Origin of the sequence: Noviherbaspirillum sp. (assembly GCF_036563305.1) — a bacterium.
Taxonomy (GTDB): Bacteria; Pseudomonadota; Gammaproteobacteria; order Burkholderiales; family Burkholderiaceae_D; genus Noviherbaspirillum.
In genome coordinates, this window is sequence record NZ_DATCMQ010000013.1 from 447,310 (window position 1) to 461,442 (window position 14,133).

12 protein-coding genes are annotated in these 14,133 nt (G+C 66.5%); 4 read left to right on the forward strand and 8 right to left on the reverse strand.

From position 1 onward, the window contains the following. The first annotated feature begins 35 nt into the window (after nucleotides 1-35). Nucleotides 36-1,196 carry an alpha-hydroxy-acid oxidizing protein gene (locus VIM12_RS12535; protein ID WP_331941968.1) on the forward strand — a complete coding sequence of 387 codons (1,161 nt, stop codon included), beginning with the start codon at nucleotides 36-38 and terminating at the stop codon, nucleotides 1,194-1,196. 334 nt (nucleotides 1,197-1,530) lie between these two features. Here the strand turns inward: VIM12_RS12535 and VIM12_RS12540 are convergent, their stop codons facing one another. Beyond that, the gene (locus tag VIM12_RS12540) at nucleotides 1,531-3,252 is read right to left on the reverse strand and encodes an ATP-binding protein (protein WP_331941970.1); all 1,722 of its coding nucleotides are present in this window, start codon (nucleotides 3,250-3,252) and stop codon (nucleotides 1,531-1,533) included. 497 nt (nucleotides 3,253-3,749) lie between these two features. On the opposite strand from VIM12_RS12540, the gene VIM12_RS12545 reads away from it, so the two are divergent. After that, nucleotides 3,750-4,160 (forward strand): MAPEG family protein, encoded by a 411-nt coding sequence (locus VIM12_RS12545; protein WP_331941971.1) that lies wholly within the window; start codon nucleotides 3,750-3,752, stop codon nucleotides 4,158-4,160. A 560-nt stretch (nucleotides 4,161-4,720) separates the two neighbouring features. Here VIM12_RS12545 and VIM12_RS12550 read toward each other — a convergent pair. From VIM12_RS12550 to VIM12_RS12560, 3 genes are all read right to left on the reverse strand, one after another. Then, nucleotides 4,721-5,866, reverse strand: a complete 1,146-nt coding sequence (locus VIM12_RS12550) for a HAMP domain-containing sensor histidine kinase (RefSeq protein ID WP_331941972.1) — start codon at nucleotides 5,864-5,866, stop codon at nucleotides 4,721-4,723. 312 nt (nucleotides 5,867-6,178) lie between these two features. Beyond that, nucleotides 6,179-6,652, reverse strand: a complete 474-nt coding sequence (locus VIM12_RS12555) for a response regulator (RefSeq protein ID WP_331941973.1) — start codon at nucleotides 6,650-6,652, stop codon at nucleotides 6,179-6,181. A 298-nt stretch (nucleotides 6,653-6,950) separates the two neighbouring features. Further along, on the reverse strand, nucleotides 6,951-8,180 hold the full coding sequence (locus VIM12_RS12560) for a Gfo/Idh/MocA family oxidoreductase (protein WP_331941974.1): 1,230 nt from the start codon (nucleotides 8,178-8,180) through the stop codon (nucleotides 6,951-6,953). A 283-nt stretch (nucleotides 8,181-8,463) separates the two neighbouring features. Between VIM12_RS12560 and VIM12_RS12565 the strand changes: the two genes are divergently transcribed. Further along, nucleotides 8,464-9,579 (forward strand): L-dopachrome tautomerase-related protein, encoded by a 1,116-nt coding sequence (locus VIM12_RS12565; RefSeq protein WP_331941975.1) that lies wholly within the window; start codon nucleotides 8,464-8,466, stop codon nucleotides 9,577-9,579. Between the two features lie 9 nt (nucleotides 9,580-9,588). Here VIM12_RS12565 and VIM12_RS12570 read toward each other — a convergent pair whose 3' ends face one another. Together VIM12_RS12570 and VIM12_RS12575 are read right to left on the reverse strand one after the other, a co-directional pair. Next, on the reverse strand, nucleotides 9,589-11,307 hold the full coding sequence (locus VIM12_RS12570) for a potassium channel family protein (protein WP_331941976.1): 1,719 nt from the start codon (nucleotides 11,305-11,307) through the stop codon (nucleotides 9,589-9,591). Between the two features lie 2 nt (nucleotides 11,308-11,309). Continuing rightward, complete coding sequence (locus VIM12_RS12575) at nucleotides 11,310-11,693, reverse strand: DUF6394 family protein (RefSeq protein ID WP_331941977.1); 384 nt, start codon at nucleotides 11,691-11,693, stop codon at nucleotides 11,310-11,312. 150 nt (nucleotides 11,694-11,843) lie between these two features. On the opposite strand from VIM12_RS12575, the gene VIM12_RS12580 reads away from it, so the two are divergent. Continuing rightward, the gene (locus tag VIM12_RS12580) at nucleotides 11,844-12,626 is read left to right on the forward strand and encodes a glucose 1-dehydrogenase (RefSeq protein ID WP_331941978.1); all 783 of its coding nucleotides are present in this window, start codon (nucleotides 11,844-11,846) and stop codon (nucleotides 12,624-12,626) included. Nucleotides 12,627-12,672: 46 nt separating this feature from the next. On the opposite strand, the gene VIM12_RS12585 is transcribed toward VIM12_RS12580, so the two are convergent. Continuing rightward, nucleotides 12,673-12,876: a hypothetical protein gene (locus VIM12_RS12585; protein ID WP_331941979.1), complete on the reverse strand. Its 204-nt coding sequence runs from the start codon at nucleotides 12,874-12,876 to the stop codon at nucleotides 12,673-12,675. 13 nt (nucleotides 12,877-12,889) lie between these two features. After that, nucleotides 12,890-14,011: an SRPBCC family protein gene (locus VIM12_RS12590; RefSeq protein ID WP_331941980.1), complete on the reverse strand. Its 1,122-nt coding sequence runs from the start codon at nucleotides 14,009-14,011 to the stop codon at nucleotides 12,890-12,892. Nucleotides 14,012-14,133 lie beyond the last annotated feature (122 nt).

Here is a 14,133-nt window from a genome sequence, read left to right on the forward strand (position 1 = left end):
TGCGCACGGCACGACAACGACACCAAGGAGACAACATGCCGCATTTCGGGGACTACCAGAACGAGATCTACCTTGCCGGACTGCAGGGTGTCATCAGCCGCTTGCCGGTCGACTTCCCGACTCTCCAGGCGCGTGCGAGCGCGGCCCTGCCGCCGTCGGTACTCAATTACGTGCAGGGCGGCTGCGGCGACGAGGTCACCCAGGACCGCAATGCCGAGGCGTTCAGCCACTGGGGGATGGTGCCGCGCATGATGGTCGACTGCACGAAGCGCGACCTGTCGATCGAGCTGTTCGGCATGAAGCTGCCGACGCCGCTGTTCATGGCGCCGATCGGCGTGACCGGCATCTGCACTCAGGACGGCCACGGCGACCTCGCCGCCGCGCAGGCGTCGGCGCAGACGGGCGTGCCGCTGATGGCCTCCACGCTGTCCAACGATCCGCTGGAAACCGTCGCCCGGCATCTCGGCGACACGCCGGGTTTCTTCCAGCTCTACACGCCGAGGGACAAGGACCTGGCCGAGAGCCTGGTGCGCCGGGCGGAAGCCGCCGGCTACAAGGGTATCGTCGTCACGCTCGATACCTGGGTTACCGGCTGGCGTCCGCGCGACCTCAACAGCGGCAATTTCCCGCAGCTGCGCGGTCATGTGCTGACCAACTACACGTCCGATCCGGTGTTCCAGAAGATGCTCGGGCCCGATATCGGCGACAGGCCGACCGTGGTGCAGCGCTGGGCGGCAACCTTCGGCAAGGTCCTGACCTGGGACGATATGGCGTGGCTGCGGTCGCTGACGAAGCTGCCTCTGATCCTCAAGGGCATCTGCCATCCGGACGATGCGCGGCGCGCGATCGACAGCGGTGCGGACGCCGTCTATTGCTCCAATCACGGCGGAAGGCAAGCCAACGGCGGCATCGCGGCCATCGACATGCTGCCGGCGGTGGTGAAGGCGGCGGGCGACACGCCGGTCCTGTTCGACTCCGGGGTACGCTCCGGCACGGACGTGGTCAAGGCGCTGGCGATGGGCGCACGCGCCGTCGGTGTCGGGCGGCCCTACGCATACGGACTGGCGCTCGACGGCGCAGCCGGCGCGGCCCATGTGCTCAAGTGCCTGCTGGCCGAGGCCGATCTGCTGATGGCGGTCAACGGCTATCCGACGGTTGCGGCGGTCGTGGCGGCAGGGGTGACGCGGGTGGATTGACCGCGTCGCATGCCCGTCTCCTGGCATCGACGCATGCCCGCGGCCGGGTGCTGCAAATCACCCGCCTGCGCCGGCTGCCTCCCCCGCGTCGACCGCGGGGATGCGACGGTGCTGGGCCTTCCACGTCGTCGCGCCGCGGGGGCGGGCGCCGGCTCCGGCATCGGCGATCAGGCGCCGGGGCATGAACCCGTGTGAGCGGGTCCGTGCAGTGCCTGTAGAAGAGGGGCATGTGGCAAAGCTTGCGGCGCGCTTGTCGACCCGACCTGACCGCTGGAAATCCGGAAGCATGCGATCGGCGCAGCCCGGGGACAGGCAAGACGGCGATCCACAGGAACTAGCCGGAACCGCCTGTGCCTTTCGTGAGAATTCTTGGCAGCTCGACAGGATTCACGGGTTTCACCAGGTGCAGATTGAATCCTGCGGCGGCGGCCTTTCTTTCGGTGTCTGTTCCGCTATAGCCGCTGAGCGCGACCAGCTTGATCTCGCCCGCATCGGGAAGCAGGCGTGCGCGACGGGCGACCTCGAAGCCATCCAGCCCCGGCAATCCGATGTCCACGATAGCGATGTCCGGCCGTTGCTCCCGCATCCGCCGCAACCCTTCTTCCCCGCTTTCCACGGCCTCGACGACGTATCCATATGTCTGGAGCAGGGTTTTCAGCGTCTCCCGGGCATCGACGTTATCCTCGATCAGCAGCACGCGCGCACTCGCTAGTTTTTCCCGCGGGAGGGTGCCGCGCAGGGTACCCTGGCCGGGCAGCGCGACATGCACATCAAGCGGCAAGCGCACCGTGAACGTGCTTCCAAACCCGATTCCCCGACTCTCCGCACGCACTTCTCCGCCGTGCATCTCGATCAGCTTCTGCACGAGCGTCAGTCCGATGCCGAGGCCGCCGCGGGCACGGTCGATTTCCGTGTCCACCTGCACGAACAATTCGAAGATATTCGACAGCTTGTCCGGCGGAATGCCGCGGCCGTTATCCTTGACCTGCAGGACGCCCCAGGCTTCGTTCTCTCTCGTTTCATTGGAAAGGACAACGGTGACCTGGCCGCCGGCCTCCGTGAACTTTGCGGCGTTGGACAACAGGTTGCTCAGGACCTGCTCCAGCCGCGTCGAGTCTGCGCACATCCTGTAGGTGCCGGGAGCAATGCTGGTGCTGACCGTCAGTCCTCGCTCGTCCAGCAGGCCGCGCACCGTGTGCAGCGCATTATCCAGGACGTCGCGCAGGTCCAGCGGCTCCTTGCGCAGGTACACGGTGCCGCGGCTGACGCGCGACACATCCAGCAGATCATCGACCAGGCGGGTGAGGTTGCCGAGCTGGCGAAAGCAGACCTCGTGCAGCTCCGTGGCTTTCGCGCTGTCGTGACCGGTTATGCCGAGCAATTCCAGGGCGGTCGAGATGCCGGCAAGGGGATTGCGCAGCTCGTGCGCAAGCATCGCAACAAACTCATCCTTCCTCTGCGCCTCATCGCGTGCCGCCCTTGCGTACTGCATCAATGTCTCGTTTGCCTGCCGCAATTCGCTGTTCTTCGCGTCCAGCTCCAGACCGCGCTGCAGTATCTCGGCCTCCATCTTCTCGTTCTGTTCGCTCAGCTCCGCGCTTCGCTTGCGGCGGGCCTCGTTCTCCTCCCGAAGCCGCATGTAGTCGGTGACGTTCTCGACGCGATGGATGATGTAGACAAGGTCCCCGTCCGGCGACAGGACCGGGGTATTCACGGGGCTCCAGTACCTTTGCTCGAAGCCGAAGCCATCCCGCCTTGGCACGTCGTACCGCTGGACCGCCATGGCGTCACTTGACTTTGTCGCGACCACGCGCGCCAGGGATGCGCGCAAATTCCGCGTCGAGTTTGCTTCAGGGGTGTGCGGATTGTCAGGAAAGGCCTCGAATACGGGCTTTCCCAGAATCTGTTCCCGTGTCGTCAGGGTGTCGCGCAGGTAGTCGTTGGTGACGCCGACGATAGTGAGGTCTTCATTGGGCAGCAGGATAAGAAGCGAACTAGGGGATGCCGCGAAAATGGATTCGAAATGCGCCGCAGGTATCGGGCTCGTGCGATTCATGACTGAATTTCGGATGGAGAAAAGAAGGTCGGACAAGCCGGCGGGTTTTCAATTCTGACAATCCGTGGCCTGGTCCGTTCCTGGGGCTGCGCGTCGTTCGCTACCTTGGCAGTGCGATGCGCACCGGGGGACGGCAGTCCCGGCGCCAGGCGCACTTTGCTTCCACTCCTTCCGGGACGGGCAGCCAAAGCACTTGCCCTGCTGTACGACAAGAAAACCCGGGGCGGCGCGGGATTGCTGCCGACAGCACCGACCTGGCGCGGCTGGCGTCGAAGGCGCCTCCGGTTCCCGCGTCGCCGGCGACAACCCGGTGCAGGAACGCTGCCTTCCACGCAAGCCTGGTCCGGCAGCCATCGTTTTTCGCTGCTTTGGCTATCCGCGGCAAGGTTGCCCGGGCAACAATTCCAATCTACACTGCGATCTCTCCCCTGACCCGCCAGGCCTGACCATTTCCGCAGGAAGGGTGAGCCGCCTGTCACCTTAATGGGAGAACGGATTTGGATGCATCCGCACTTGCGGTTCTTGGCTATGTCGGCTGGACGCTGATACTCATCATCGGCATCGAGATCCATCGGTCCGTCGTCGTGCTGCGGGAGCATCGGCCACCCAACAGCTTCAGGCCGGATGGATCGGATGTTTCGGCTTTTGCCCATCGGCTGGCCCGTGCGCACGCCAACTGCTACGAGAGCTTTCCCCTCATTGGCGGCCTCTTGCTGCTGGCACTGGCAACCGGGCAGTCATCGATCACGAATCCACTTGCGCCCTGGATGCTCGCGGCACGTGTGGCGCAGTCATCGACCCACCTCATCTCCAACAGCACCCTCGCGGCCCAGGTCCGCTTCGCCTTCTTTTCCGCGCAGCTTGTCATTGCTGCGTGGTGGGTGATGCAACTGCTGAGGTTGCAGTGACCGGCCCGACGGCCAGCCAGATCGGCTCTAGCGCCGCGGGCGGACCGCGTCCGTACAGGATCGGGCCTGTTCGGGGCCTGACGAGTGCCATGGCGTGAGTTGATGAGCAACGGCAGGGCCGGCTCGTTTCCTGGCGAGGTCGCGGATTGTGAAGCGGCTATCCGGCCGTGGAAACCGGCTTACACGACCATCCTGCGATTCAAGTCCCGCTGGCACTGTCAGGCGGCGGCGTGCAGTTCCGCAGGCATGGACAGGCGTGGGTGTCGTTTGCGGCAATCGTGGCGGACCATCAGTCCCGTGCCGTTGAGGCGCGGGGCGAAGCGGTCGCGCGGTGTACGCATGCGTCCCTATTGCCAGTCGCCTTCGCGGGCACGGCCGGCGGCCGATCCACGTGAAGGCGGGCGAGGATGTGATTGCGGAGACAGACACCCGCGGAGACGCGCAACGTCCTGATCGCGAGGGGATGCGCAGGAAGGCCGGGTGCCGGCCAGCATCGCTTCTTCGTACGGGTCAAGCCGCGCACCGGCATGCAGCCGCCCGCGGCTGCACTTTCGACAGGATCACTCCAGAACGGGCGCGTTCTGGAACGGACGGGCATCCAGGGGGATGTTGATGGAGAACGTCGTGCCTCTCCCTGCCGTGCTGTCGAGATCGATACTGCCGCCGTGGCTCTCGGCGACGCTGCGCACGTAGGGCAGGCCGATTCCCCACCCTTGCTTGTCGCCTTCCGTGGCCGCCTTCGTCCGGCGGAAAACCTGGAACACGGTTTCCACCTGGTCGGGCGGGATCGGGTCGCCATGGTTATGCACCGACAGGAGCATCCGTTCGTCGTATTGCTGGCATGCGATGCGGATAGGCGTCCCGGGCGAGCCATACTTGACCGCATTGCTGATCATGTTTTCCAGCGCCCGCTTGACGGCATCGCGGCCCCACCAGCCGTTGATCGACAGGCCGCTCATCTCGAAGCGTTTGCCGTGCACGGCCTCGGCCTGCTCGCATACCTCGCTGATCACCTCGAGGATGTCGAAATGGGTCGGGTGCAGCGACAGGCGCTCGCCGCGCTGGAACATCACCGTGTCCAGCAAGTCCTGGATCATCTGGTCGATGCGGCGCAGGTTCTCCGAGATTTTTCTGGCGACATCATCCAGCTTCCCGGTGTTCCTGACGTGGGGAATCAGCTGAACGGCCGAGCTGGCGGCTGCCAGCGGATTGCGCAGGTCGTGCGCAAGCGTGGCGACGAACTGCTCGCGGAAAGCGGACTGCGCAAGGGTGAATGCGGTGACCGCTTCCCGTATCGACGCATCGATCGATGCATTGATGATCTGCGTCTCCTGGACGGTGAATGGCACCTCGTGCTGGCTCAGCACGTCGATGATGGTCGTGCGCAGGATCTGATACTCGTAAATCACCGCCTGCGCCTCATACCGCGTCAGCCGGGCACGTTCGCCGCCATGCTCCAGGGCGACGGACGGCGCGGCCACCTCGGCGCTCGCCCGGTAGCCGGGGGTGAGCGCCTCGGCGATGTTGTCGTAGAGCGTAGGAAGGGTGTTGAGCAGAACGGGATAGGACAGGTCGCCTGCGCCCTTGACCGTCGCGCACACGCGCTCCGCCCAGCTGGCAAGAACGGTCTCCCGCAGCGCGAGCATCCTGCGGCTCAGGGGCGACAAGCTGCGCGCATCGAGGTTCTGGTCACTGGCAAGGGTCATGGCGACCTCCTTCAAGGTGACTGCCACGGGAAAACAGGCCGGCCGGACAGACATGCTTCTGCGCCGTATGCCGGCTGCCGGTCGCAACAAGGTCGGCTCCTCGCGCTGTCGCAGCGGCGCGGCCCGGCGGCGAAACCGGACCGGCGGAATCGGGACGACAGACCCGACGATAGCCGGGTGCGCGCCCGGTGCTTTGCGTCCGCGCAGTGTCGAGCTCACCCGCGGCGAAATCCATGGATCCGGCCAGCCGCTGGTGGCGGACGCACAGTGACCAGGCGTCAAATCCCTGCAAGCGGCCTTGCCGAGAAGCGCTTAGTCCGGCGTTGCCAGCAGCTTGAGAATGTCGGAGAAATGATAGGGCTTTTTCAGGAAATCGAAGTCACGCAGGCTGCCGTGGCCCGCATTGGCGGCGACGGTGGCATAGCCTGAAACGAGGATGACCTTGATGCCGGGCCTGATCTTGCGCGCTTCGTAGCCCAGCTGGATGCCGCTGACGCCCGGCATGACGACATCGCTGAAAAGCACGTCGATGTCGGGGGTGCGCCGCAGGATGTCCATGGCCTCCATCGCGCTGGAGGTTGCGATCACCTCGAAGCCGCATCCGCGGAACAGCGTCGCCGCCACCTCCAGCAGGTCGACGTTGTCGTCGACCAGAAGTACCTTGTAGCTTTCGGCATTCTCCTGTCCATCCGCGTCGCTCATGGCCGCGATGGATTGCAGAAAGGCCGGGTTGCCGGCCCACGATGCCGCGCTGGGGCTGGGATAGAAACGTGTATTTGCTGACATTGGATGACCAGAGATGAAACGTTAGGCAATTTTCGCGGTATTTTAAATGAACAATGCGGCAACAAGTCCACGGCCCGCAAGGCACGGGCGGACGCAGATTCCGCGCCGGGAGCCCGCTTCAGCCGACCCGTCGACGTTTCCGCCCTTTTGCATTTCCCCCCACACGCCCTATTCCGGATTGAAAAAGGCAGCGCGGATGGCCATGCCACCTTCCGAGCGCACTGCGGCTAACCCGAGATCGCCTGCATTGCGTCCCATTGCCGCACTCCTCGCGCGTCAGCAACGGCGTCCACGGGTTTCACGCCGCCGGAGGGACGGCAACCGCGCGGCCGGTGCGGGCCGCCTCGTAGATCAGCTCCATGATCTGCACATCGCGCAGGCCTTCGCGCCCGCTGGTACGGGGCTCGCGGTTCTCCCGCACTGCCAGCGCGAACTCGTCGAGCATGCCGAGGAACTGCTCGTCGGCTTCGCCAACCTTCGGCTTTTCCTCCCCGGCGCTGGTCTTGATGCGAATCTCATTGCCCTGGTACGAGGTGGCTGGCGAGAGCGCGATGGACCCCTTCTCCCCATGCACGAACATGTGGTTGACGGTGTAGTCGTAGGCTGAGGTTCCGACGGCGACGAGCCCGCTCGGAAAGCGTGCCTCCCAGTTGATGCCGGACTCCACGTCCGCCACGACGCCGCCGATGTCGGCTCCTGGCGGCCGGCGGTAGGAAGCGCGCACCTCGACCGGCTCCTCGCCCGACAGGAAGCGGGCGCCGTTGAGGGAATAGATGCCGACGTCCCAAAGGGATCCGCCTCCCGAGAGCGCTCGGCGGATACGCCACTCGCCATGCGGGGTGGATGGATCCGCAGGGGTGCCGTGCTGGCCGACGATCTGGAGCGGCTGGCCGATCTCACCCTTGCGCATCAGCCGGATTGCCTCCAGGTTGTGCGGCTCCCAGTGCACGCGATAGCCGATCATCAGCCTGCGATTCGCCCTTGCGCAGGCATCGATCATGCGCCGGCAGTCGTCCGAGGTGGGCGCCATCGGCTTCTCGCACAAGACATGCTTGCCGATCTGCGCGGCGCGTACGGTGTACTCGGCATGCAGCGCGGGCGGCAGGATGATGTACACCGCGTCCACCGACTTGTCGTCCCGCAGCTTCTCGAATCCGGCATAGTCGTAGATGTTCTGCGCGGACAGGCCGTAGGCGTCGGCGACCGTCCTTGCCTTGTCGCGATTGCCGCTGACGACGGCTGCCAGCCGCAGGTGCTGCGTTTGCGCAATGCGCGGCAGGATCTGGCCGAGCGCGTAGTTGCCCAGACCGACCACCGCAATGCCGACCCGGCGCCCCGGCGGATCACCGAGCTTGTTCTCCTTCGGCATCGGGCGGGCAGCCGGCTGTGCGCCGGCCCCGGCCGGTGACGCCGCCGACTGCATGCCCGCCACGGCGGCCGCGCTGGCAACGGGTATGGCGGCGAGGGTCAGTCCCATCGAAGATACGAATTGACGCCGGGTCAGGGCGCGCCCTAGCTGTTCAGCCATCCTTGCTCCTGTGAAGTGGGTGGATACGGGGGACGCTGCCGGTCATGAGACCGCAACACCCTGCGCCTGCGCCTGCATGCGGCTCGATTGGCATTCCGGCCTGGGTAGACTGAGACCGCATCGGCGAGTTCGCGCTCCGAGCGCCACGCATGCGCCGGAACCTTCAGTGCCGCCGGAAATCATCACAGGACCCCCGGGGCGCGATGGCAGGCGCCCCCGGGCGGTCGATACCGACGCTCCCCTTGCCCGGCACAGGCAATCACAAGGAAAAGGACAAGAACCGATGGCAACGATATTTCCCGCATTCCCGATGGACGAGCCCAAGGGCGCGCTCGAACCGGTCGCGTATTTCGAAGGCGCAATGCCGACCGGCGTGACCGTGTCGCAGCAGGGCCGCATCTTCGTCAATTTCCCCAAATGGGGCGACGACGTGCAGTTCACGGTCGCGGAGATCCGCGGCGGTCAGGCGTTTCCGTATCCCGACCAGGCATTCAACACGACCGACCCCGCCGATCCGGCGGCAGCGCTGGTGTCGGTGCAGAGCGTGGTGGTCGATGCGGCCGACCGGCTGTGGATACTCGACACCGGCAGCCCGATGTTCCAGTCGACGCAGGTCGGCGGACCAAAGCTGGTCTGCGTGGACCTGGTGACCGACACCGTGGTCGGCAAGATCCTGTTTCCGCGGGAGGTCGCGCTGCCGACCACCTACCTCAACGACGTGCGCTTCAACCTGCGGCAGGGCAAGGACGGCATGGCCTTCATCACCGATTCCTCGGACAAGGGGCCGAACGGCATCATCGTCGTCGACCTCGCCACCGGCGAGAGCTGGCGCCGGCTGAACGACCATCCGACGACAAAGACCGAACCCATCGAGCACTTCATGCCGGTGGTGGAAGGACGGCCCTTCGTGCAGCGCGGACCGGACCAGCGCCTGATGCCCGGTCCTGCGATGGGTGCGGACGGCATCGCGATCAGCGCCGACGGCAGCCGCCTGTACTACTGTCCGCTCGGCAGCCGGCGCCTGTACAGCGTTTCGACGGCGGCACTGGCGGACCGCGCGGTGGACGACGCGGCGGTCGCGGCGACCATCATCGACGAAGGGAACAAGGGCGGCGGCTCGGACGGCCTGGAATCGGACGCCGACGGCTGCATCTATGCAACCGACTACGAGCACAACGCGGTGCTGCGCCGGCGCCCCGATGGCGAGTGGGAGACGGTGGTGCACGACCCCCGGCTGCTCTGGCCGGACACCATGTCGCTTGCCCGTGACGGCTACCTGTACGTGACAGCCAACCAGCTGCACCGGCAGGCCCGCTACCACCAGGGCCAGGACTTGCGCCGCAAGCCGTACGCGCTGTTTCGCACGCAGGTCGGCGCACGGCCGGTTCTGCTGCGCTGACGCGGCGCCTCAGCGCAGGTCGGGGTCCGGCCGCTCCCCGTTCCGCGGCACCAGCTTCTGCCATAGCCAGCCGCCATGCCGGCTGTGGCCGGTCAGCAGGAATTCGAGCGCATTCATGTTCTGCAATGCGACATCGACCCGGGCGCGCGCGTCATGCTGCCCCGCCAGCAGCAGCGAGTCGCCGGCCTGCAGCACGCAGTTGTCGTCCGGCAGGAGCAGCAACCTGCCCTGCCGTTCGACCAGCAGGACGATGGCCGGCAACATCACGCCGCGATTGTCGGTGTCGTCCATCAGGTCGCGCAGCCGCAGGCGCGTGCCGTCGCGCAGCGCCTCGTGCGCCGCCGGGGCATTGCGCGCGTCCAGGTGCACGCCCCACACCTCGGGCACCAGTCCCCTGCACAGGTCCTCCAGCCGCCGCGCCAGCGCACGGCACCAGCTCTCGTCCTCGTGGCGGACGGCGGCAAGAAACCGGGCAAGCAACGGCGTGGTCAGGATAGAAATGCATTCCTGCGCGACCACGCGCGTATGGACCATGCTGAAATCGGCGCGGAAGGTGTCGAACAGCAGGTCGCTCGCCGCCTGGTTCTGCCGCAGGACGATGAACACGTCGGGATTGAGGCGCTTGGCCATCATGGCGATCGAAAGGTTGTCAATGTCGTTGTTGCTGCCGGCGACGATGCCGGCCGCGTCCTTCACCCCGGCCCGCTCCAACGTCGCGGCCTCGCTGGCGAGGCCGCGCACCAGCCGGCCGTTGTCCGGTCCGTCGATACCCGGGTCGATCACCGTAAGCACGATGCCGGGCAGGTCGAGATAGCGTGCGACCGCCTGGCCGAAATGGCCGTAGCCGCAGATGATCCAGTGCCCGCCTGGCGGGCGGTGGACCTCGGGCACGGGGGCCGCGGGGAGGCCGGTGAGGATCTCGATGAGGCGGTATCGCTCGGGAGCGGAAACCGCGAGTGCCAGGTATTCGGCGAAACGCTCGTAGGCGTTGACGATATGGTCGGTGCCGAACGAGGCCATGTTGGCGGCCACGGCGGGGCTGCGCGCGCGGGCGAGGACGGGAATGGCGGGGTTGAGCAGGCGCACGTTGATGGCGATCGCCAGGTTCACCTCTTCATCATTGGTCACCGCAAGCACGCCCCTGCAGTAGCGATGCCGCAGCCCGGCCATCAGCAGGTTGGCGGACTGGCGGGCGTCGGCCGCCAGCGCCGGGTCGTTGGTCTTGAAGTCCTCCAGGTCCAGCTCTTCCACCCGTTGCGGGTCCCGCTCCAGGATGACGAAGTCGAATCCCATGAGGTCCAGCGCCCGGCATACCAGGCTGCCGGTCTCGCCGCATCCGCAGACCAGGTAGAAGGGCGAACGGATCCTCGCGACACGGCGTGCGAAGCGGGATGCGACCAGCGTGTGCTGGAACGCCTTGTCCTGCACCAGCGCCAGCAGGGTCAGGATCGAATAGGACCAGGCGACGACGGTCAGGTAGATGCAGGCCGTCACCCACAGCCGCTGCGCGTCGGAAAAGGCACCCGGGATTTCGCCGAAGCCGATGGTGGTGGCGGTATAGCTGATGAAGTAGAAGGCATGGAAGAAGCTCAGCGGCGGCGCGGGACCGCCGTCGGCATCCGCGCCCGGCACCAGGGTCAGCCCGAGCACCGAGATGGCGTAGACGACGATCAGCACGATCAGCGGTGCGCGCATCCGCCGCAGCACGAGGAAGAAGACGCTGTTCATGTTCAGCGGCGCACCATGACCGTCTCGATGATCAGCAGCACGACGGAGATGATGTTGGCCAGCAGCGCGCCGCCGGACAGCGAGACGATGCTGGCGGTGGCGTCCGGCGTCATGCCCGTGCCGCTGACATGCACGACGATGCCCCACATCACCGCGGCGGCAACCAGCTGGATGTCGGCCACCAGGCTGGTCGACAGGTGCACCGCGCCGATCTGCGTGCGGTCGCCGAACTTCAGCACGGTCGCGATCAGGTTGACGACGATGGCGGCGAACAGCTCGTAGATGTTGTGCATCTCGGGGCGATCGATGTCGCCGAGAAAGAAACCGAAATTGAGCGTTGCGGCGAATACGATGAAGAACGCGAAGACCACCTTTTCCAGGTTCATTGGTTTTCTCCTTTGATGGCGGCCGGCAACTGTCCTGGCTGCATGTCCGTTTCGACCACGCCAGGCCGGAACTGATTCTCTCCATGGCGTCGAATACCGGGAGGCGGCGCAAACGGCGCCGCGATTTTTGCGGCCAACACAGGAGAAAGCATGAACGACAGTCAATTCGACGGCGAACTCGCCGTCGTCACGGGCGCCGATTCCGGCATCGGCCGGGCGACCGCCATCGCCTTTGCACGGGAGGGCGCGAATGTGGTCGTGACGTGGCTGCACGACCGGGAAGGTGCCGAGGCGACGGCGGCGGAGGTGGAAAAGGCGGGTGCGCGGGCCGCCGTGTTCCAGCTCGACCAGAGCGATCCGGGAAAGGTGCGGCAGCTGTTCCATGATGTGCGGACGACCATCGGCGTGCCGACGATCCTGGTCAACAATGCGGCGATGGATACCACCGGCACGCCGGTGCGGGACATCAGCGACGAGGACTGGGACAAGGCGATCCGGACCAACCTGCATGGCCCGTTCTACTGCTGCCGGGAATTCATCCGGATGATCGAAGGAACCGGCCGCCACGGCACGATCATCAACGTCACCAGTGTGCACCAGGAGATTCCGCGCGCCGGCGGCGCCGCCTATGACGCATCCAAGGGCGGCCTGCGCAACCTCACCACCACGCTGGCGCTTGAGCTGGCCGAGAAGAACATCAACGTGAACAACATCGCGCCGGGCATGGTGCTCACGCCCATGAACCAGCAGGCGGTCGACGACGCGGAGCAGCGCGACAGGCAGGTGCAGTCGATCCCGATGAAGCGCGCCGCGCAGCCGGAGGAGATCGCGCATGTCGCGGTGTTTCTCGCCAGCGAAAAGGCGCGCTACATCCACGGCACGACGATCGTGGTCGATGGCGCGCTGATGCTGTTCCAGGGCCAGGGCGCCTGAGGCGGACGGGCCGGGCGCCGCCGCACGCGCCCGGGACCTGCGCCCGCTACGCCTGCATGCGCCCGAAGGAATGGACCAGGTCGAGCACCCGCGCCAGCTGTTCCGGGCTCTCCGGGCTGAAGTCGCCCAGGTGCTCGTTGGTGGTGGAATAGAACTTCAGCACGGTGCCGACGCTGCCCGAGTCGATGGTATGGATGCACGCAACGTGCGCGAGGTTGACCTGCCAGCCGCCGCCGATATCGATGAACATGCTGCCTCCCGGGTCAGGGCTTCGCCGCGCCGCCGCCGCCGATTCCCGCATCGCGCCCGCCGCTGCCGCCGCCCCCGGTGAGGGCCGTCCCCGAGCCCGACGCCGTGCCGGTCCCGGTGCGGGCGTCGTCCGCCGTCGCCGCCGCGCCGAGTCCGGTGCCGGCGACGGCATCCGAACCCGGCACCGGCGTAACCGCATCGCCCTGCAGGGAGCCGCCCGGCGTGCCGGGCACGCCCGACGCATCCGCCGTCTCCCGCAGGCTGGGCCCGCCGGGGCCGCCCTTGCTGCCGGAAAGGTGTGCGCCGGCAGCGGCGTCGGTGCCGCCGGCAGCGCCGACCACCGCCGCCGCACCACCGGCGGGTGGCGGCTGATGCGTGGACTGCGGCGCGGACTGCAGTGCGGTGCCCGCCTGCGGCGGTTGCCCGCCGGCCTGCTGCGCGGGCTGCCGCCCCCCCTGCTGCATTCCCTGCCGTGCCGCGCCGGTCGCGCCCTGCACGGCGTTGGCCGCCGGCACCGGACGGCCGATGGCATCGGAAGTCGGCACGCCGCCGTGTTCCTCGGCCGTCGTATCCTGCGGCATCTGGCCGAGGTGGCGCATCGGCACCGGTGCCGCCGCCGTCGCGTTGTTCGCTGCGTTGTTCGCTGCGTCACCCGTCGCGTTACCCATGGCGTTTCCTGCAGTGGTTCCCGCCGCCGTGCCCTGCCCCGCGTCACCGCCCGGCACGCCTTCGATCATGTCCTTGAACCGCGCCATGTCCTGCTTCAGCCGCAATGCCATGTCCTGCTCGGTATACCCGGACATGGCACCGGGCACCTGCTCCGGCTCCGCATGCAGGGTGATGGTGACCCGCGCCGCGCCCTCGCCCACCGGCTCGACATCGACGCGCCCGGTGTTGGTCGGACCGCTGGTGTTGTGCCAGGCGATGCAGCGGCCGCGCTCCTGCTCGGTGATTTCCGCATCCCACTCGACGGCCCGGTTTGCCATCCTGGTGGTCCAGTGCAGATGGGTGGGATCAAGTTGCTGCACCGCTTCCACGTCGTCCATGAACTGCGGGTAAGTCTCGAAATGGCTGAGCGTCTGGTAGGCCAGGTGCGCAGGCACGCGCACCTCGATCGATTGCCGGATAGTTGACATGACGAATCTCCTTGTCTTGCAGGGTCTGGTCAGGCTTCTGAGCGCAAGCCGCGCCACAAGTTGCGTGCCCGGCGCAGGCAATGCCGGGCCAATCCTTTGAGAAATCGCCAGCCGCAGGGCAG